We start from the raw sequence: 21,779 nt of genomic DNA, 5'->3' as shown, positions 1-21,779 counted from the left end.
TCGCTCGGGCGCACCCGCAGCCGCCACTCCAGCTGCCCCGGCTCGCCCATGTCCCACTCGCCGTCGCCGACGTAGCCCTGCACCGCCGCGCCGCTGCCGGCCCGGAAGAACGCGAGGCCGAGCGCGTTCTCCAACTCGGCGACGGTCGCCCCGGGATGCTCGCGCGGACCGTCCTCGGGCGAGACCCCGGCCCGCTTGGGCGCCGCCGGTGTCTCCACCGTGGTCTCCGGCCTGCCCGCCGGGAGGAGCTCGACGCCCAGATCGCGCAGGTAGCCCAGCTCGGCACGTAGCCCGCGCAGCCGCTCCGTCACCGGCGCGAGGCCGTCGGTGAGCGCATTGTGCGCCGCCGACGCGAGTTCACGAGCGGCCTGCTGGACGGCCTCCAGCCGGTCCCGCAGCACCTGGTCGGCGAAGGTCGCGCCGGTGCGCGACGCGCTCTCGGCCCGTGCCGCCGTGAGGACCAGGTCCGGAAGCGACTCGCCCTCCGCGACGTGCCGCCCCATCGCGGACCGGATCAGCCGGACGAGGTGGCCGACCGACACCCCGTCCTCCGGCGCCGCATCGACCGCCGAGGCCCACGTGAACCAGTCGGCCGCGCGTGTCTCGTCGAGGTCGAGCAGGGCCGCGACCAGCAGCGCCGTCGACTCGCTCGAGCCGTGCTGAACGCGGTCGAGGAACGCCTGGGCGAGCGGGCCGCGGGCGGCGTGCGGCAGCGACGTGATCGCCGCCCGGCGCGCCTGGTAGAGCGCGACCTCGCCGGGCAGCCGTTCCGCCGCGGGCAGCTCCGTGCGCACCACGTCGGCGAACCGCCGGATCTCGGCGTTGATCAGCCCGGTCAGCTCGTGTGCCTGGCGGAACAGCTCCGCACGCGTCCGCAGCGCCTCGTCCGGCGTCATACCGCGCAGCCCGACCCACGCGACCTGGGTCAGCTGCCGCCAGCGGTCCGCGAGGTCCGCCAACACGGCCTCGTCGAAGTGCGTCCGGCCGGCCGGACGCTGCTCCAGCCAGTCGAGCAGGGGGTCGAGCGGGCCGGTCGTGCCCAGGTGGGTCCGCCGGTCCAGGTGGTCGAGCCACATGGGCAGCGACACCTGGTCGGCGCGCGGCCGGAGCAGCCCGTCGTTGAAGCTTCTGATCCGCTCCGCGAGTTCGATCACGGTCAGGCCGTCCGGCTGCCCGCCGACCCGGTTCGGGGTCGAGGTGATCGTGGCGCCGCCGTCCTGGTCGAGCAGCAACGCGATCCGGCCGTCGCCCGAGCTGATCCGGTAGGTCCCGGCCTCATCGCCGTCGAGGTGCTCGGCCCGCGCGCCGCGGACGGCGGCCGAGCCCGGGTCGAGGTGCAGTGTGCCGTCCGCGCCGACCGCGGCGATTTCCTCGGCCCCCGTGAGCTCCTCCACCGGGTCGTGGCTGGGCACCCGCGCTTCGAGCGCCAGCGCGCCACCGGGATAGACCGTGGTGGTGGCACCGTCGGCGGCGCGCACCCGCACCACGCCGCGCGCGTCGATCGTCACGACCGTGCTGGGCGGGCGCTCGCCATCCGGCAGGGCGTCGAGACCGTGCCCGAGGTCGGCCAGTTCGATCGTGCGCTGCCACTCGTTGCCGGATACCCAGACCCCGGGCACTGGCAGGCCGTCCGTGCCGAGGCGCATGGTCGTGCCGTGTGAGTCGGTGATCTCGACGGCACGTCCGGGTGTGACCCGCACGGTCACGCCCTTGGCGACGCCGCCCTGCGCGGACACGGTGACCGTGTCCCGGTGCACGTGCACCACTGGCGGATCGACCGGCTTGTCCATGCCGAGCAGTTCGGCCGGCCCGGCCCGGCCCGCGCGCAGCGCGCCGATCACGTGCGCGAACGACTCGCGCTGGTCGCCGGTGACGTACGGCGAAAGGTTGTGGTAGGGCAGCGCCACGATCAGGTCGTGCAGTTCGCCCCACTCGGGCCCGTCGCTGTAGAGCAGCTCACGGTTCGCGGACGGGCCGGCCAGCAGAGCGAGAATGTGCGCGAACTCGTGCGCCCCGGTCAGCTGGGCGAGCTCGAACAGATCCTCCAGGTACTGCCGATTTTCGTGCCAGACGAACGAGTCCTCGCCGCGCTCGCCGGAGGAGCCCACGGCCCGGGGGTCGGTGCCGACCGCCAGCGCGTGGTCGGCGAGGTAGGCCATGCCGAGCGCGCCCGACGGCGCGAAGATCTCGTACCCGGTGTGCAGCCCGACGAAGGCCCGCCGGACGAGCGACGCCGAGTAGTCCACCGGCGTCGCGGACACGGTGAGCACGCCGCCGGTGGTCTCGAAGTAGTGGGCGATCGCCACGTGCGCGGCGTCGTCGAACCCGGCGAGGTTCTCCGCGTGCGCAAGCGTTTCCGGGCTGATCTCGTCGAAGACGATCCGGTCCCCGTGCAGCTGTTCCAGCCTGGCCCGGAGCTGGTCGAACCGGGCCCGGTCGGCGTCGGTCAGCGGGCGGAGACTCTTGCGCTCGTCGAGCACGGCGTACCGCCGCTGTCCCACCGTGGCCAGCAGGGACCGGGATTCCGAAGTGGACGCAAGCGGCGTGGTCGCGGCAAACTCCAGGTAGGCGGCGGCCTGCGCCTTCCGGTCCGCTTCGGACACTCCGGTGGCGGCGAGCGACTCCTCCAGCAGCGCGGCGAGCACGATCCGGGTCTCGGTCGCGTTCTGGCCCACCAGGAACGTGCGCGCGTGGTCGCGGCCGAGCGGGTTCAGTGCGAACGGACCGTCCTTGGCCAGCATGTCCGCTCCAGCCGGTTGCGGCAGCAGCCGCCAGAGCGCCTCGTGCCGCTCGAACGCGGCCCTTGCCTCGTCGTTGTACGCACGCAGTTCGGTATCGAGGTCGATCAGCGCGTCCTTCGCGGACTCCTCCAGGCCGAGGCGCGACGTTTCCGCGTACGCCCGCACCAGCGGGCCGATCCGGGTTTCCAGGCGCGCCAGCATCGCGATGGCGACCTCGTGGCTGACGCTGCTCTCTACTCGCTCACCGAGGCGGTCCGCGTTCTGCACCAGTTGCGCCATCTTGCGCCAGGTGTCCTCCAGCGAGGCCACCAGGTCCCACACCTGCCGTGCGGTCTGGCCGGTCTCCGGCCGCTCCCCGGCCCATTCACGCACGGTGTTCCGCACCTCGACGACGCGATAGAGCTCCGTCGCCCACCTCGGTTCTCGCGGGATCTCGGCGACGAACCGCTCCTCGGCCTCGTGCCGGGCCGCCTCGACCGCCTCCCGGTGCACGGCCTCGGCGTGCTTGATCCGGAGATCGTTGACCAGGAACCGTCGGCGTACGACATCGCCCTCAGCGGTCGCGTGACCGTTTTCGAGCCGCGCCAGCGCCTGCGCGAGCCGCGTCTCCATCAGCGCCAGCCGACGCCGGACGGACTCCGCGGACTCGGACAGCCCCTCGTCGCCGGAGGACGCCGGGACGGTGTCGAGTGCGCGCAGCGCGGCGGCCGGGGGCGTGCGCGGCCCACTGTCGCCGTGGCCGCCGTCCGGGACCACAGGGCCGCCCTCTTCGCCTGGCGTGTCAAGGAAAACGCCGTATTCGAAGCGCGGCTCGCCTTCGACCGCGGGCCTCGCGGTGGGCGTGGGCCGGTCCGAGAACATCTCCGCGACCACGGCCTCGCCGGACTCTCCGAAATGGTGTGCGGCCGTCTTGCGCAGGCGCCACAGACCGGCGCGCCGGTAGCGGTCCACCTCCGCCTGCCGCCGGGCGAACACCTCCGCACTCGAGGCAGCCTGCCCGAATTCTACTTCGGACAGTCCGAAGAACTCACCTTCCTTGTCCAGCACGCGGTTCGCCAGCGCTTGGAACCCGAATTCAAGTAGGTCGCCAATGGTGGCGTCCGCCGCGACCAGCAGCCGGTTCGTCCGCACGCTCCAGTAGGCCGGAGCGCCGGAGTCCAGCACGAACCGGAACATCGGGGCCTCGTCCCCGAACGCCTCGCGGACCGCGTGGTCGTTCATGGCGACGACGTTCGCGAACGGCAGCAGCGTCATTTCCTCGGCCGTCATGCCGTCGATCCACGCCAGGCCCGGCGGAAGGTCGCTCGCCCACATCGACGGCAGCGCGTCCGGATCGCCGGCGAAGCGGCTTCCGTGGGAGATCTCGTCGTAGAGATGGTGCGCGCTGACCAAGGCGGACAGCACGAAAGGCTTGCCGTCCTCTCCGCCGATCGGACGCTTCAGGTTCTCCGGATTCAGCGGGCTGGTCTCCCGCAACGCCCGCAAAGTGCTCCTGGCGGTCGCGTCGTCGCCCACGGACGGAGTCCTGGCCTCGACGTACCGCTCGATGTCCTCGCTCAGCGAGCGTACTTCCCAGGTCGCGTGCCGATAGGCGTCCAAGGGATCCGACGGCTGCTCTTCCCATTGGATGTCCAACTGGGACAGCCTGAGCGCGCTCCGGCGGACCAGTTCCAGCCGACGCGCGAGGTTCTCGTCGCCGGGCGGCAGCAGGGCGGACTCAGCCGCCACCGCGTCCAGCGCCCGGCCGGGGATGGAGCCGGGGTCGCCAAGCGCCTCGACGTCCCGTTGCACGGCGGCGATCCGCGGATCCACCGGCGGGCCGAACGCCGCGGCGTCGCTCCCGGGCTCCCCGAGTGCCGCCGCGGCGACCGCGAGCGCCCGTTCGCCATGGGCGTCGACCAGGTTGGCGGCGATGTCCCGCGGGTAGGTTTCGAGCAGTCGCCGCTGTTCTTCGGTGAGTCCCACCCGGCGGGTGTGGTCATCACGCCAGCTCAGGTCGACGTCGGCGTCCGGCAGGAACGACAACAGCTCCCGCATCGCCGCGGCATGCATGGCATGCGGCTGGAGATAGAACGCGGCCAGCCGTCCGGCGGGTGACGTGGCCCGCGCGAGAATGACCCGCATCATTTCGCGGGCGTTGATTTCGGACAGGGACTGCTCCCAGCCCAACGCGCGTAAACCGTCTTCGAAGTACCGCCCGGCCAGATCCAGAATGGACAGGTCTCGGTCGTTCACCAGGTCGCGATGGCCGATGGCGGCCATCGCCTCGGCGTACCGCGCGTCGTCCGCACCCACCAGGCGGCGACCGTCGTCATCCGTCAAGCCCTCGAAGTAATCCGCCACGTCGTGCGGCGCGGGCAGGGCGGAATCCTCGAACAGCGCGAAGAAAGCGGTGGGCGGTTCACCCAGCTCGTCGCGCCTGTTCGCGTACGCCACGACCGTGGCCGCGGCCAGGGCACGAGCCCACACACTCGTTTCCTCACCGACCCGGAAGTCCGTCAGAAGGCTGAGGCTGAGCGGGTCCCAGGCGAAGATGTCCACCGCCGGAACGAAGTCGTCGATCCGCTCGGTCACCTCGACATTCGACGCGAGGTCACCCTTATACCAGGCGTAGGTGTCCCGGACCCGCGCCACCGCTGTGTGCAGTCGGCCGAGCAACGGGGCCAGCTCGCGCACGGTCGCCGGAGGGCGACCGAGCTCCCGCACGATTCCGGCGAGCTCGGCGATCGCCTGGTTCAGCTCACCCATGACCCACGGCGACAGCAGGCCGCCGTCGTCGCGATAGCCGAACTCGAGCTCGGCACGCATCACCGCTTCGGCGATCACGTCCAGCCCTGCTGTGATCACTTCCGGCCGGACGAACTCTCCGTCGCGCAGTTCGGTTCCTCGTGCCCTCGCCGCGAAGAAGGACCGGGTGCCCGCATCGGCGGTTAGGTTCAGCCCACCGCCGCGGAGGACCTGCCGGGCGATCTGGTCGTCGAGTTCGCCGGAGTTCGCGTGCTGCAACCAGACATTGGACGGCGTCAGGAACACCTGACCGGCTTCGTCGGCGTAGCGGCGCATGAACGCGCGTTGTGCGTCGAGGGCGCTGGTCAGCACCGCACGGTCGCGACGACGCTCGAGGTCGACAAGCGAAGTCGCCACCGGCCTCGCTTGATCGACCAGCGCGGCGAGATCCGCCGAGGCGACCGCGAGCTCACCGACGAAGCGGGCGGCGACGTCCGATATCCGCTGCCTCGACCGGTCGTCGGCGAGTATCACCTGCATGCCCCGATCCAGCGCGCCGGTGAGGCTTACCGCGTACCAACCGCTTCGGGGCCGGAAATCGTCGTCGCGGACCTCCAGCCGGAACCGGAAGTCGAAGGTCCGCTCCAGCAGCCGGTCGCCGGTGAGCTCGGCCGGGGCGTACCGTTCGACCAAGCTGACCAGCGCGAGCAGGCTGAACGGCCGTAGGTGCCCGTAGGCGTCCAAGGAGACATCGGCCTCGGCCAGTGCGGCCGGATCGAGAAGGTCCCAAGTGGACGGATCGAACCCCAGGCGGGTCAGGGACTCCTTGTCATCGGCGCTGAGCGCTGCCCGGAACTCGCCGATCTCATGGCGGAAGTCGCGCAGTTGATCGCGCAGGTTCGCCAGCCCGTCGATGCCGAGATCCCGGCTCGACACGTAAACATACGGCCGATCGGGAAGCACGCCGGCCAGCGCATGGGCCCGGTCCCGCAATCCCGCGAGTCGCTCGGCATGTGCCGCCAGCGCGGGATCTCCGGCGACACGCGCGATTTGCTCCTCGATCGTCCGCACGCGGTCTTCGACCGACGGCACGCGAGCGATAGTCGTGTCTGTGGAGACCCTTTCCCCGCGCGGCCGGCTTTGCTCCTCGCTTTGTTCCCCGGCCTTCGAAGCCCTGGTGTCGTGTTCTTGTAGAACCTGGGCGAACTTGTGTTGCAGCTCCTCGTTCCGCTTGCTCGGGTCGGCCATGTCCGGGTTGAAGTCCGCCGGGATCTGGTTGAGCATGCTCCGACGGATCTCGTCGAATGCCGCCTTGAGGTCCACACGGCGCTTCGGCCCTGTCTCCGGGGCCGTGGTGGGTTGGGGGTTGTTGTGGTCTGGTTTGGTGTCTGGTGCTGCGGTGAGTTCGGGGTGTTGGGCGCGTTGTGGCGCGTCGCCTTCGTAGAAGGAGTGTCGTGGTGCCGGCCGGAGCGCGCGGTAGCGCTTCCAGGCCCCACGGGCGAGGTAGATAGCCGGGCCCGACAACGCCAGCGTCGTCCCGGCCGCCATCATCTCCGGGGACTGGTTCAGCATCATCAACCCGACGCCCTGCAGAGCGCTTTGCGCCACATACATGGCGCCAGGCCCCTTCTTCGCGGAGTCACGCCCTCGCTTGAGCTCGATATTGATGCCCATCCTCGACAGCACGGCAGTGCCCGCGGTGAGGCTGACCGCGGAGACCGCCTGCAACCAGTGGCCGGCGGCGATGTACTGAACAGTCAGTGCGGCGTTGGCCAGGGTCAGAACGGGGAAACCGATGTTGTGCAGTTTGCGCAGCCCGGGGCCCACGGCCTTGTCGTAGGCGGACCAGATCGCGGGCAGGGTGGTCGCGGCGAAAATCGCGTCCACCGGCAGATAGCCCGCCGACACCCACTGCGCCAAACCGGTCTGGGTAAGCACCTGATACAGATGGACCAGGAGATGCCCCACCCAGGTCAGGGCCACGGTCGTGTTGAACAAACGCCCGAGCTTCCCGGCCTGCGGATTCAGGCGGTTGATCGAGTCGACCGTCCCGCCGGCCAGCCGGTTGACGTAGTCCTTCCACCGGGAGAACAACATGTTCGCCCAGACCCGCCGGCTCCAGGCGGTAACACCACTCGGCAGTCTGAAATGGATAGTGGCGAGATAGTCGATAGCGAACTGCGTAGTCTTCTTCTGGATGTCCTGCATCACCTCTGTGGCGTGCTCCGCGAAGCGTTCGCGGAATTTCTTCCCACCCGGACTGATGTCGTGGATCAGCAGCTTCTTGAACATCTTCGCAAGCCGGTTGACCACCTCGAAGTCGACGCGCTCCCGTTCCATGAGCGACTCGGTAGTGACCCGCAACTCCGTCGTATGCGCGTTCTTGATGTTCGACAGCACCGACCGCACCACGAACTGAAGGCCGCTCGCTAGTGCGACGGCGCCCGGCGTCAGAGCCGGGACGCTTCCCATCGCATATGCCGTCACCCCCGTCGCCACGGTGGCCCCGACCGTGGTCCAGCCGACGACGGCACGCCGGCGCCAGAACTTACGCAACTCATTCTGCGAAGCGTCGGAAGCGAAACGACCACGCTCGGTGTCCTCGACATCGCGATACACGCGCTCGACCAGTTCCTGCCGCTCCTCAGGCGAGAGCCCTTCAGACGCTTGCAACGCATAATGCGCCGAAGCCAAGGCTTGCACCGTGACCGGCAGGCCCAGATCATCGGCCGTGTCCACCGGACGCAACCCGCCGCGTTCCCGACGGTTCTGCCAATAATCGGTGACCGACTTGCGGATCTTCGCCATGGCGTCGGAACGCACAACATCGGCGGACGCGACGCGTCCGAAATCGCCATAGACAATCTTGTGCGCCCTGATCGAGGACTGGATCTGCGGATTACGCCGCCAATCCCCCTGCCACTCCTCCGGACCCACCCCGGGACCGACAGCACGAGAAGGATCGGGCTCGAAGAACTGTCGCAACCGCCGCGCCCGCTCGTGGAACTCCTGCTGGAAGGACTCCGGCAATTCCGAAAAGACCTCGACCCACGCGTCGTGGTGATCGGAGAAATACTCGTCGACGAACCGCTGATTACTCGCTCGCTCGGATTCCGTCAGAGCCTTGACGTAGTTACCGCCACCGAGCTTGTAAACGATCTCCGCACCGTCGGGGTAACGTTCCATGATGGCGACGAAGACCGGCTCCATCTCCGTCCAGTGCCGGAACATCTGCGCACTGGGCATCTGACTGATGCCATCCGATCCGAACAACAACCGGTCCTGATGCTTGGCCGCGAACTCGATGAACCGCTCGAACACCGCGGGATCTTCATCCATGTACTGTCCCAGCGGCGTCCACGAAAAGTCGTAGTTCAACCCCGGGAACTTCTCCAACATCAAATCCAGCCGGTCGAGGTGATCAACCGTCAGCGTCGTCCAGTTACCTACCCCCAGATGCGCCCACGTCAAGTGGTTGTTCCGGAACTCCGGATGGTGCTCGAGCAACGCCATCATCGGCATCAGACCACGCTCATCCGGCGCCCCCGACTCGAACAACCCGTTCAGGCCGACCCTCGCCCATCCGTTGTCGTGATGCAGCAGCGTCATCTGACCGGTTTCGCGATTCGCCCGCATCTTCTCCAGGAAATGCGGATTGAACATCTCCGGGACGCTTTCGGGCAGGCTCTCCGCCAGCTTGTCGCGGCCCACCGCACGCAACAACGCCCGCAACGCGTCGCCGTTTTCCACCAAGCGTTCGAGGAAACGGACCTGGTCCATCGAGGACAGCCCATCCGCGACCACCAGGTCCCTCGCCAGCGCCGCGTCCCCCTCCTCGGTGAACCGGCGATCGTCCAAGTCCTTCTTGATCTGCACCGCAGCGGCCACCGTCCGCTGAAGATGAGCGATCCAGGCCCGGCTGTAGATCGTGTTGGCCTCATCCCCCAGCAGCTGCCCGACCGCCTCCTTATCCGCCGTCTGCTCAGCACCGCTCGTGAAACCCAACATCACCGTCAACAGGTCATAGCCAAACGCGCCCGGAATATCCATCCGGGTGCCGACCACCCCGATATCCGCCCGCCACCGCACATCCGGCGGCAGCTCGCGATACATCTTGAACATCAACACGTCCGCGAGCTTGCCCTGCATCTCCAACACATGCTTCTTATCAATCAGGCCAGCCCGCAGACCATTGATCAACCCGTAATACGTCGCACCACCCGCCGCCGCCAAACCGAACGCCCGCTCACGGATCGCCGAATACAAAATCCGGCCCTCGTCACCGAGCTCCTCGCGATACCGCAACTGCTTCTCGGCCAGGCTCCGCGTCGGCTCGTTCTTCAGCCACCTCATCACCTCGGCCAGCCGGGACCGCTCCGACTCCTCATTACCAACACCGAGATAGGTCTTTCGTTCCAACGCATAACTAAGCAAATGGTGGTGGCCGTCACTCATATGCTTGGTAGACAAGCGATTACGGAACAGCGCCTCAGCCGTGCGCGGCGAAACACCCTTATCCAACAACGCCTGCAAAGAGGCCGGATCATCCGGATCCAACGAATCAAAGAAGCGGATCAACTCCGCTACGTCCGGGATGATCGCGCTGATGCCGAACACGCGACGCCCAGCACGCGCCAAAAACGCCCGCGACTCGAGCACGGCATCCACCACCGGAAGCCGATACCGCGGCGGAGTCTCGGAGGTACCCGGGCTGACCACCCGGCGCGCGATCTCGGTGACCTCGGCGTAGGTCAAGCCGGTACGCCGGGAAATCTCCCCCAGCGAGACCCCTTGATCGCTTGCCTTGACGATCACCTCATTCAGTTCTGCCAGGTAGTCCTGGTGAGCTTTGTCCCGCTCCTGTTCGGCCACCAGGAAGCCGATGATCGCGCGCTCCAGCCGGGCCTCGTCCTCCCTGACCCGGTCGGTGGCCGCACGCAACCGCTCAGACAGACTCCCACCAGCAGACGAAGCGGCCGTGGCTTCCCCCGTCGCCCGGCGAGCAGTCACATACCGGACCGGCAAGTCAAGGGCCGTCGCCACGTTGCCGGCGACCTCGCCACCACCCGAGCTTCGCAACAGAGCAGACACCGAAGTCTTACGGCCAGCCACCCTCGACCGCGCCAACCGAAGCTCCGCCGCCGCGACACGGTACTCGCGCTCAGCATCCCGACGCGGAGGCTCCGCAAGCCGCACCGCTCTCACCAGCTCACGCCGGACCCCCACCAAATTCCGGGCACTCCGACCCGTCGACCCGAACGACTCCGTCAGCTTCGGGTCATCCGGCTTCGGGTCGAACCTCGGCCGAGTGCCCTCATCAACAATCCGATCCCGCGCCGACGACACCACCTGATCAGCCGCCCACCGCGGCAGACCAGCCTCGAGGGCCCTGCCGTGCTCCTGCTCAACCTCCCGAAGCGCCTCATCCCGAGCCTCGGCCCAGTCCCGCTCCACCTCTTCGACCCGGCCGGCCGCCTCATCAGCCGCAGCCAAAAGCCGCTCCCGCCGCTCACCGACCAAACGCAAAGTGATCTCGGCACCCTGACCGGTCAACTCCCGTGCGATCGCCGGCGGCGGAACCGTCACAGCACGCTTCTGAACCACACCACGCGGCTCCAAAACCAGCGCCAGGACCTCGCCCTCGGTCAACTGATAAACCGTCGCAAGCGCACTCACAACCGGCTCAGCATCGACAGGCTGATCAGTCAGCTCACCAAGCCGCTGCGCCACCCAAGGCAAATAAGACTCGTCCTCATCAATCGCCCCCAAAGCCAGCGCATAATCAGCCCTGGCCCGCTTCACCGCTTGAGCAGGCCCCTGCGCCACCCGGTCCGCGACCGTGCCGGCGAAGTCCCGCAAGCCACGGGACTGCCGGAAGACCATCGCCGGGCTGAAGCGGCGCACCCCCACAAGCCGACCGGGCGACACCGGCTCGTCCTGGCCGATCACTACGAGCGCCGCCCGGTCGAGAGCGTCCCAACTGGACGGTTCGAAGCCCAGGCTGGTCAGGAGCGCCTTCTCATCGGCGTTGAGCGCTGCCCAGAACTCGGAGAGCTCATGACTGAAGTCGCGCAGTTGGTCGCGCAGGTTCGCCAGCCTGTCGATGCCGAGATCCCGACTCGACGCATGCGCATCAGGCTGACCGGCGAGCGCATGGGCCCGGTCCCGCAAGCCCGCGAGTCGCTCGGCATGTGCGGCCAGCGCGGGATCTTCGGCGACACGCGCGATTTGCTCCTCGATCGTCCGCAAGTGGTCTTCGACCGACGGCACGCGAGCGGGGGCGTTGTCCGTTGTGGACGTGTCCGGAGCGGCCTCGTTAACCTCCCCTCTGGAGGCCGGTTCCAGACCATCACCGGTCCGCTCCGGGGAGACCCTTTCCCCGTGCGGCAAGCTTTGTTCTCCGGACGATGACGCGTCGGAGTCCGCGTTTTGCACAACGGACGAGTCCGGAGTGCCATGAGGCGCCGAGCCGACCCCCTGCTCAGGCGCAGCAGACCGCTCGCCCACCGGAACATCCGGCTTCAGCTCCGGCTCGACGGAAGCATCCGGCTTCGGCGCGGCGGGCGGTTCCCCCGGGGTGTCCGGCGCCAGCGGCTCCTGCTCACTGTCTAAATCGGACAGATCTTGATTCGCCGGGTCGTGGGTACCGATGGGGTGGCCGGCCGAGCTGGGTGGTCGTTGCTCAGGTCGTGGTTCGTGGGTATCGGAAGTTGTGGTCGGGGTTGAGGTAGCGGTCGGCGGGGCGTTGGGTTGCGCGGTGGTGGTGTCGTGGTGGATGCCGAGATTTTCCTCGGCCTTGGTTTGCAGGCCAGGGACGAGATCGCGCAGGTCTTGTTCGGCTCGGTCGAGATTGGTGCGAGTTTCGGAGGTGGAGTTGGCTTGGTCGGCGGTGTGGGCGTCGGTGTACTGGATGACGGCGAGTTGCACGTCGGGGTTGTGGGACAGTTGGAACGCGTCGTCGTCGGGGGAGATGTAGTAGCTCACGCTGCCGGGGTCACCGCTGCGGGCGGCGCGGTTTTCGGCCTGGATGTCGATATCGCGGGATATGTCGGAGTGGCCGAGGACCCGCACGTGCAGCCCACCGAGGGCCTTGGCCGCGTTGCTGAGGGAGACGTCGAAGCCGCGGGCACCCTGCATGTTGATCACCAGGACGGCGCCGACTTCCCCGGCCGCCTTGGCGACCTCCTTGAACGCGGCCTCCCGGTTGGTGCCCTGGTCCAGGAACCACTTGGCGTGGATCGCGACATGCTTCACGCCCAAGGCGTCCAGCTGCTCGGAGGTCGCGGGGACCAGATCGTTGCGGGGGGCGATGATCAACTGCGGTTGCCCGGTGGTGGCTTGCATGTCGCGGATGTGCTCGGCAGCCAAGCGCACCTTCGCGCCCTCGTCGGCGCTGACATAGGTACCGTCGTGGTCACCGATTCTGATCAGGCGAGATTCGTAGTACCGCGGAATGTCGGTGATCTGATCGGACAGGCCCTGGCGGCCGAACAACTCGCCCTTGCCCGACGCGGTCCCCGACGCGCCCACCACCCGGTGATAGACGTCCCGGGCATACAACTGCTGGGCGGTGACACTCTTGCTGGTGGCCGGGTCATCCCGGATCGGTAGACCGTGTTTGGCCTCGATCGCCTGGGCCAAACCCCCGTTCCACCGGCTTTCACTGGAGGTCTCCGGGTCGTACATGACCTCATGGGTGGTCTGATCGATGATGTAAATCTTGTCGAGGTGCCGGACGTAGTGCACGTTTTCGACGTATTCCCACTGCGCGGTGGCCGCCATGTCCAGCTTCTCAATCCGCTTCGCGATGTCCTCATGCGACAGACCCCTCTCCAGGAGGATCTGCTCGACCTTGGCCTTGGCCGCCTCGGTCAACACCGCCGGCCCACCACGCTGCCCCGGCTGGCGACCGAAATCCGCCTCCGTGAGCCGTCCGCTGGCCAGCTGCTCGGTCAGGAATTTCCTCGCCGACCGCACCGGTGCCGCCACATGCTCCGGCGCCAGGTTCCCCGCGCCCTCACTGATGATGTACTGCGTGTTCGAATAGACGAACGCCTCATCGATCTCATCCACACTGGCATCGATCACCATGCGACCGTCGGCACTCTGCCCCGGAATCACGTCCTTCTTCAGTAACGTGAAGCCCACATCCTGACTGGTCCCGATATAAATCGCCGGCCGGCCATCCGCCGGCGCCGGCGGCGGGTCGTCCGGGTTCATCCGGTGCACATCAAAACCCAGCGGTTCCAGCAACTGCTGGTAGTGCTCGAGCTCCCGATCCGCCAGGTTCCCGCGCGTCGTGATCACGTGCACCGCGTCGACACCATCACGTACCGCCTGCCGGGCCGCGTCCACCAGGAACAGCCACGACTTGCCCTCACCGGCAGCCATGTTCACGATCCTGCCCTCGGCGAACGCGTTCGACGCCGACATCTGTGTCCACCGCAAGGCCACCTTGTCCTTACGGTGAGCCGCCTCATAGACCGCCGCGATCGCGTCATCCCGCGAACCATGCAACAACGCCTTCACAGCGTCGTCGGACATGGTGCTCAGCCGCAGGTGCTCCGGAACATCCGGCGCCGAACGGGCCGCGATGTCGTACAACGTCCGCGCCGCCTCATGCGCCTGGTTCGCGCTCGCCAGCCAACCCTCGTACCCCGACGGATGCGGCGGAGTGTCCATCTCGACCCAACCACCACGACCGTCCGGCAGGAACGTGCGCGGCTCCGGCAACCATCTCCCGTCCGCGTCCTTCACCTGCCGGTAAGCCACCGTCTCGCCGATGGCTTTGTCATGCACCATCTCGCTCTCCGCCGGAAGCACCACCTCCGAGCGCTCCCCGGCCGGGTCGACCACCTCCAACCGCACCGGGTCGTCCATCTTCTTGACGATCAGCTCACCCTCGGTGTGCCGCGGCCGAGACCACTGGCCAGCCAGATCACGCTCGTAGCTGACGCCGTCCGGCAACACCACATGCCGCAACTCACCCGAACCGTCCACCACCGCCTTCGACCCGGCCGGCAGGTCGACAAACCGCGTCCCATCCGCGTTCGGGCCCCGGTCCAGGATCGGGGCATGCTCGGCCACGTACCAACCGTCACCATCACGAACCCACCGCGTGCCCCCCTCGACGACCACACCCGGCACGTGGCTGCCATGCTCCGCGGGAGTCAGGTGCCGGTGAGCCGGCTCATCGGAGCCTGTCTGCCCATCCGCCGCCGGGTCATTCGTCTCGGCCGTCGCCTGGGAATCGGGCCTTTCCCCGATCGGCTCATCGGAGCTTGCCTCGGGCAGGGTCCCGCGATCCCCGGTCTCCGGTGGTGTGTCGGGGTGAGACGGCTCGACGGAGTTCGAGGTCTCCGGCCTGAGCCGGTAAAGACCATCCGAGCCCCGTTCGATCCGGGGGATCTCGTGCCCCTGATAGGTCGCGGCCCTCGACTTTCGCTGGATGAGTCCACTCTCGCGCGGCCGGTCGTAGTACGTCCGGTACAGCTCATCGGCGGCTTGGCGGTCCTCGCCGTTGAGCACGTTCAGCAGATCCTGGTGAGCTTCCTCCCTGCTGACCGCGCGAGGAGCGACTACCTCACGGTCAGCTTCGCCAGCGTCGCGCGGGACAGATCCATCGCGTCCAGCAGCAGCCAGAGCATCTGTCGTTCCTCGGGTGTCACCGGAACCCGGTGCCTCCGCAACAGGGCCACGGTCGCTTCCGTCAGATCCACCCAGTCCCGGGCGTTCTCCGCGTCCGTCAGTTCCCAGCGATCCTCGTCCGGAATCCGCTCCCCGAACACCTTCGGCAGTGTCCTGACCCGCTGGATCATTTCCTGCTCGCTCAGACTCGGCACCACGGTCAGCGTCGCCAGGCTGTCCGTCATTCGCTGAAGGGCCGCCTTCAGCTGTTCCGGCAGGGTCACCGCCGCGAACGTCGCCAGATACTCCCGCAGTTCCTCGCGTTCCCTCGCCGAGATCGCCCGGTTGTCCCGGCTCAACGCGCCCAGCAGCATCTGGACGGTCAGGAGCCATTCGCCCACGTTCCGATAGCGGGCCACGCTCTCCCGCTGCGCCGGGGTCAGCCGGTCCGCGAACCGTTCCACCAGGTTCGCCATTCGCGTCGCGACCTGTTCCTCGTTCAGCACCAGGGCCTCCCTCGGGGTTCTGTGTTACGGACGGATCACCCGGCTGGGGCTCCACCCCCAGGATCTTGTTGCCTTTGTCGATGACGAACACGGCTTTTGTGCCATCGTAGTCGCCGAGCACATAGTCCTGATTGGACCGTTCCGGGTTCGGCGTGAGCCGGTTGGCCCGCACCCCCTCGTCCACCATGCCGGTGAGGATGGTCTCGAACTTGGTCGGATTCGCTTTGTCGAACCAATCGCCCGGGAACTTCTCGACTCCTGGCATCCGGCTGTCCGGCCCGAACTTGTTCACTACCCGCCGGAGAGTCTTGGGCGCGATCGTGGCCGGGTCGGTGGAACGCTCAGGAGCGGGCAATGGGTTCGTCACCACGCCGTCGCCGTGCTCGGGGTAAGCCGTGATAATCGAGCCGTCGGTCAGGACAGCCACGGCGACCGTCACGCCGTCGCGCTCACCGGTCAGCCGCCAGCTCCCCCGCTCCGCCTCCCACTCGACATGGTCCGGGTGGACAGCGACATCCAGGATGGTGGCCTTGATGAACTCGTCGTCGTTCCAACGCCGGGGAAACTCCGACTTGCCCGGCTTACCGGTGCCGGCGCGGTGTCCACCACCGGTCCCGTCACCATCGAGAACGTGGACGGCACGGTCGTCCTCGAGCCGGATCCGGTCCAGCGGCGGCCTTTCCGGATGGTTCATCAGATCGGGGTGCTGCCAGCCCTGCCCCCCAGCGTCCACGACGTGCGCGACCGGCTCCGCGGCCGGGCTCGGGTTTGGCTCGGCCTCGGGCCGAACCGGCGGGCGCAGCTTGTCCGCGCCGTCCGGGACGGGCGTGCCCGCCACGAGATCGTGCCGGCGCGCACCGAGCCAGAGACGTCCGAGCTGCTGGGCGCGCGGCAGTTCGGCGATCTTGGCGTCGACCTCCGCGAGCCGGCGCGCGTGGTCGATCGCCTCCGCCGTGGTGACCCGGACCGTGAGTGTCCGGCCGGTGCCGGGTTCGGTCCACTCGGTGACCCAGCCGTGGTCATCCTGCCGGCCCCAGGCGACGTCAACGTCCGTGAGCTGGAACCCGAGGCGCGCCAGGTCGTCCACCACGGCTTGGGCGTCGCGCGCGTAGCTGCCGGCCGGGACGGTGACCGTGTGCGTGGACCCGTCCGGCTCGGCGGTGACGGCCGCGCCGTCGATGCCGTTCACGGCCGTCCGAAGTGGAACCGGCACCGAAGGCTCCCCGGCCGCCACGGGCGCCGGAGCTTCCAGTCGCAAATGGACGGTCTGACCGGAATCCTCGTGGCGCAGCTCGATCCGGCCGTCCGGGGTCTCGCCGACGCGGGTGAAGCCGCGCTCACCGAGTTCGTGCAGCACGGTATTCACATCGTCGGCGGAGGTCAGGCGGGCGGTGTAGGGCAACGGCCGGTCTGCGCCGAGATCGGCCGGCGAGCCGGCCGCTTCCGGTAGCACTATCGCTCCGTCCGCGGTGTGCACCGCTTCCACCAGCGGCGAGATCCAGGAACCGCGGTCGCCGCCCGGGGCCGCCTCGACGTGCGGTCCCTCGGCGGGCGAGGCGAACACGATGTGGCCGTCCGGCTGGACGATCACGTCCACGACAAGGCCCCGGCGCTCGCCACGGGCGACCCACAATCCGCTCTCGTCGTCGTGCACCACCCGGTCCGGACGGCGGGCGACATCGCTCACGAGCTCGCGGATCAGCGGCCGCGGATTTCCCTCCTCGCCGAACCAGGTCCTCGCGATGCGGGATTCCCCGGTGCCCACGGCTTCCGGTCCATGCGACGCCACAACCCGGTCCAGGACGGCATCGGACAGCCTGATGTCGCCCAGCGGCGGAAGATCCTCATGGCGGAAAACATCGGGCGAGTCCCAGGCGTTGGGGCGGGTTCCGGCCGAGTCCGGCGCCGTGATCCCCTCGACCTCCTGGGGCGCCAGGACACCGTCCAGAATTTCGCGCCGCCCGAGGTAGTCCGAACCCTCGAGTCCGGCGACGTGCCGCCGGGCGTCCACCGCCTCCGGCGTCTCCAGCCGCACCACGAACTGCTGACCGCTGTTCGGATCGGTCCATTCGGTCACGACCCCGGGGTCCCGCCGGTCCCAGGCGAACGTGGTGGAGTCGAGTCGCAACCCCCGCTCGGTCAGTCCGGTCAACAGCGTTTCGGCGTCGGCGCGGAAGTCGTCCGCGCCCGGCAGTCGCACTGAAACGCGCACCGGCTCGGCCGGCCCGGTGGTGGCGGGGGCGAGTGGATCGCGAACCACGTCGGCGCCGGGCAAGCTGTCCGAAACCATGCCGCGGACCGCCGCGACCCTGGGGTCCAGGCGGAACCCGACCGAACCATCGGCCAGCATGCCCCGGCCCTCGATCGACAGGTGCAACGCGCTCAGAGCCTGCCGGGCGACGACTCTGGTCATGAACCGCCGCTGGACGGCCGCGTCCGGGCCCTGCCCGGACAGCTCGACCATCGCGGGCGTGGCCTGCGCACCATGTTCGTCCAGTTGCGGCCGCAGAACCCGGTAGCTCCCGGCCGGCAGGTCCGGGTCGACCCGGACGATCGCGTCGACGGTCACGTCGCCGTAGTGCAGCCGGACCAGGGGGCCGTCAGCAAGGAACTCGGCCCTCACCGGCACGTGCAGGCTCTCGCCGTTGCCGCGGGGCAGCGGCATGGGGTCGCCCAGCGTGGGCGTCGACGGGGTGAGCACGGCCATCGGGGTTACCTGCTCGCCCAGCCCGCGCAGATACTCCTCGACGTCGCCGGTTATCTCCGCGCGGTGCTCCGTGGTCTCCTGCTGGACCTGGATTTGACCGTCCATCGGCTCGGGCCGCAAGAAGTCGGACGGGTGCAGGTTGACATGCGGCTGGCCTCGGCTCGGCAAGCCGTCGGCCAGTGCGCGAAGGCCGGTGTCGAGCAGACTGTCCAGTTCGGTGGGTGTCGCGGTCTCGGGAAAGAACATGCGCGCTTCGCGCGTCTGGTGCGCGGTGCCGTCGGCGTGCACCTGCCAGGACCCGGCGTCCGCCACCACCCGGCCCGGCTCGACCCCGGAGTCCGTCCAGAGCTCGACCGCGATCCGGCTGCCGTCCTCGTAATGGACCAGCACCCTGCCCTCGGCGGGGTCGCCGGTCAGCGCGACCACGCGGCGGCGGTCCGGCAAGGCGGTACTGTCCGGCGCTTCCACGCGTCGCCGGCCGAAGGCCTCGCTGAGGGCATGTTCGTCAACTGCCCTCGCGGTCTCGGTACTACCGGTGACCACCTGGATGCTCCGCGGCAGCGAGCGCCAGACTGTCCCCGCCCGTTCCGGCTCCCCGCCGCCCCGCGGCGCGACGGATTGCCCGTGCGCCGCCGAGACGGCGGCCGGATCGACCACCGGCGAGCGCGCGAAGAGGTGCGCGAGCGCCTGGCCCATGGCGGCGCGGCCGGATTCGCTCAGGTGGTCCAGGCTGGTCGAGGGGACCGCCGTGGAGATGCGGATCTCGGCGGGTTCCGTCTGCGTGGTCACGTCGAACCGGCCGGGCCGGACTTCCACCGTTCCGGCGGGCAGGCTGCTGTCCAGGGTCAGCTTGGCCTCGACGATCGCGCCATCGGCCGAGGTCACGGTGAAGACCCCGGTGTCCGGGTCGACGTCGAGGTGAGCGGCCGACTCCTGCAGCGCGCGGGCCGCGACCGACTTCGCGGCGTCCGGCCACTGCGTGCTGTGCTCCACCTCCGAGCCGAACCGCCGGGGCGCGGCGGTCCCCGGCTCCTGGCGGTCGCCGACCCTGGGACCGTCCTCTTCGGACGTTGCCGGCTCGGCCCGGTGCTCGCCGCTCCGCGCCGGGTCGTGAGTGGACTGCTCACCGGTTCCCGGACTCCGCTGATCGGTGGACCTGTTCGAGGGGTCCTCGCCGGTGGCCGGCTCGGCCCGGTGCTCGCCGGTCCGTGTCGAGTCGTGAGTGGACTGCTCACTGGTCTGCCCCGGGTCGCGAGTCGACTGCTCGCCGGTCTGCCCCGGGTCGCGAGTCGACTGCTCGCCGGTCTGCCCCGGGTCGTGACTGGACTGCTCACCGATTCTGGGAACCGCTTCCCCCGCGCCTCGCCGGTCGGTGATCTTGATGCGGTTCGAGGTGTCTTCGCCGGTCGTCTCGCCGGTGTGCGGACGCCCGTTGTCGGTGGTGGCACCGTTGGCAGGCCGCCCGGCCTCGAGGGAACCGTTCTGTGTCCCGGTGACGTGACCCTGCTGCCCCGCCTTGGTATCGCTCTGCGTCCCGGCACCGGTCTCGCCCGCTGCCGCCACCGTTCGCTGGCGCGGCGTGGTTTCCGGTTCGGCGGTGTGGCTTTCGCCGGTCGATCCCGCAGTGGCCCGCGTGGTTTCGTTGCTGCCGCCGGAAGATTTGCTGCTCGACGCAGCCCCCTGCGTCTCGGGCCGTGCGCGTTCGGGCGTCGGAGTTCCGTTTTCCGAACCGCGGGTGGTGGGGGCGGAACCGGCGGTCTGGCCGCGGGTGGCCGTAGTGCCCTCGATCGTCGCCCTGGTGGGGGCCGGAGATCCGGTCGACGTGCTCGCCGTGACGTTGGCCACCCCGTCGATCGCCGGTGCGGTCACCGGGGACGGCGAGATGAACTGCGCGATGTTGTCGGTGTGCCGGATATCGTGCACGGCGTTGCCGAACTGGGAGAACTGGAGCTTGACGTCCGACAAGCTCGTTTCTCCGGTGGTCTTCTCCTGTAGACCGCCGACGGCTCCGCCCCAGGCCGCTTTCGCCAGCGTGTGCCAGCTGAGCGGGTCCTCGCCGGCAGCGCGGTCGGCCTTGGCCGTGAGCCCCACAACGGAACTAAACTCGTTAACGCCCGTAGCGCCGAGGTGGCCGAGCACACCACCGACGGCGCCGGTGACCATCATGCCCGGGATCCTGGCCGCGAAGGCCATCGGCGCGCCGCCGAGCCCCATGCCCACGACGGAGGCGGCGGTGTTCACCGGGTTGTAATGGTAGGACCCGCCGGTGTCGGCCATGGTCTTGAACTGCGCGTACAGGTCCGTGGGTACCCCGACCCTGAGCGCGCTCATCGCGCCGTAGCCGACCAGGCGGTTGCGAAGCATCCCCGCCGCCGTGAAGCCCCTTTCCTGGAACGCCTTCTCTACCGCATGGGTGATCGCCGGCCGGAGTTCCGCGGGAATGCGGCTCGTCGCGGACGGCGCCACGTTCCGGAACCGGGCGAGTGACTGCTCAGCGATCTCCCGCGTGACGGCCTTGTTGGCCAACTGCTTGATGATGTCCCGGGACAGTCCGTTCCGGACCGCGTTCCGGACGATATCCTTCTGGATCTCGTTCGCCACGTGCCTGGCGGCGACATTCCTGGCGAACTGGCGAAAGTTGTGCAGGACGAGCTGCCGGATGTCTTTCGGCAGAGTACGGAATGCGATGCGGAAGCCCTCCGGAATGAGCGCATTCCGCATCCTGGCCGGCATGGTCCTCGCCGCGTTCCACGCGCCACGGCCGGTGGTGGCGAGGCCACGACCTCCCCTTCCGGCCCCGGACAGCAGTCCTCGCCACGCGCCCGTCCCGAGTTGTGCTCCCCGCTCGGCGACATAGCGGAAATCCTTCATGGAGAGCCGGATGACGATCTGGCCGACTTCCTCGACCGCCTTGAGGAACGCCTTGCGCAGCGCGAAACTCGTGGCGGTGACGTATCCGGGAATCTCGAGCAGCGGCTCCCCGAGGTTGGGAATCGCCCTGGCCAGCGCCAGGGAGACCTCGAAGGACATCGCGATCAGGTTGGCCTGATAGGTGTTCTTCGTCAGCACCACGCTCTGCAGGTACTGGATCACGCCCTGGTTCACGTCGCCGGCCGTGTCGCCGAGGCTGAGCACCGAGCTGGCGAAGTCCGCCATCATCAGGCCGAACTCGGTCGACGCGTCGCCGTGGTAACCGGCCTGGATTTCTCCGGCGAGCCGGCCGGCCTTTTCCTGGAACTCGTAGGTGTTGCCCTGGTGCTTGGTCCACAGGTCGACGACCTGCCTGACCTTGTCGATATCGGCCTTCGGGTAGTCACCGAACAGACCGTGCACGCTCGCTTCGAAGATCGGCGGGAAGATCGGGACGGGGAGCCAGTTGTTGACGTCTCTGATGAAGTCGTCGACCTGCTTGGCGAACTCGATCATCGCGGTGGCGAAGGCGTCGAAGCTCTCATCCCATGCGTTCGACAC

At 68.5% G+C, this 21,779-nt stretch carries 1 protein-coding gene (only partly in view); it reads right to left on the bottom strand.

Annotation, left to right across the window (positions count from 1 at the left end):
- On the bottom strand, positions 1-21,779 hold the start of the coding sequence (locus A3CU_RS43985) for a preprotein translocase subunit SecA (RefSeq protein ID WP_043840807.1). The gene continues 59,872 nt to the left of window position 1, outside the view; 21,779 of the gene's 81,651 nt are visible here — the first part of the coding sequence; its start codon is at positions 21,777-21,779; its stop codon lies off the left edge, out of view.

The sequence above is a fragment of the Amycolatopsis taiwanensis DSM 45107 genome (genome assembly GCF_000519205.1).
Taxonomy (GTDB): domain Bacteria; phylum Actinomycetota; class Actinomycetes; order Mycobacteriales; family Pseudonocardiaceae; genus Amycolatopsis_E; species Amycolatopsis_E taiwanensis.
Note: the sequence above shows the minus strand (reverse complement) of the source record. Positions and strands in the feature narration are given on the sequence as shown.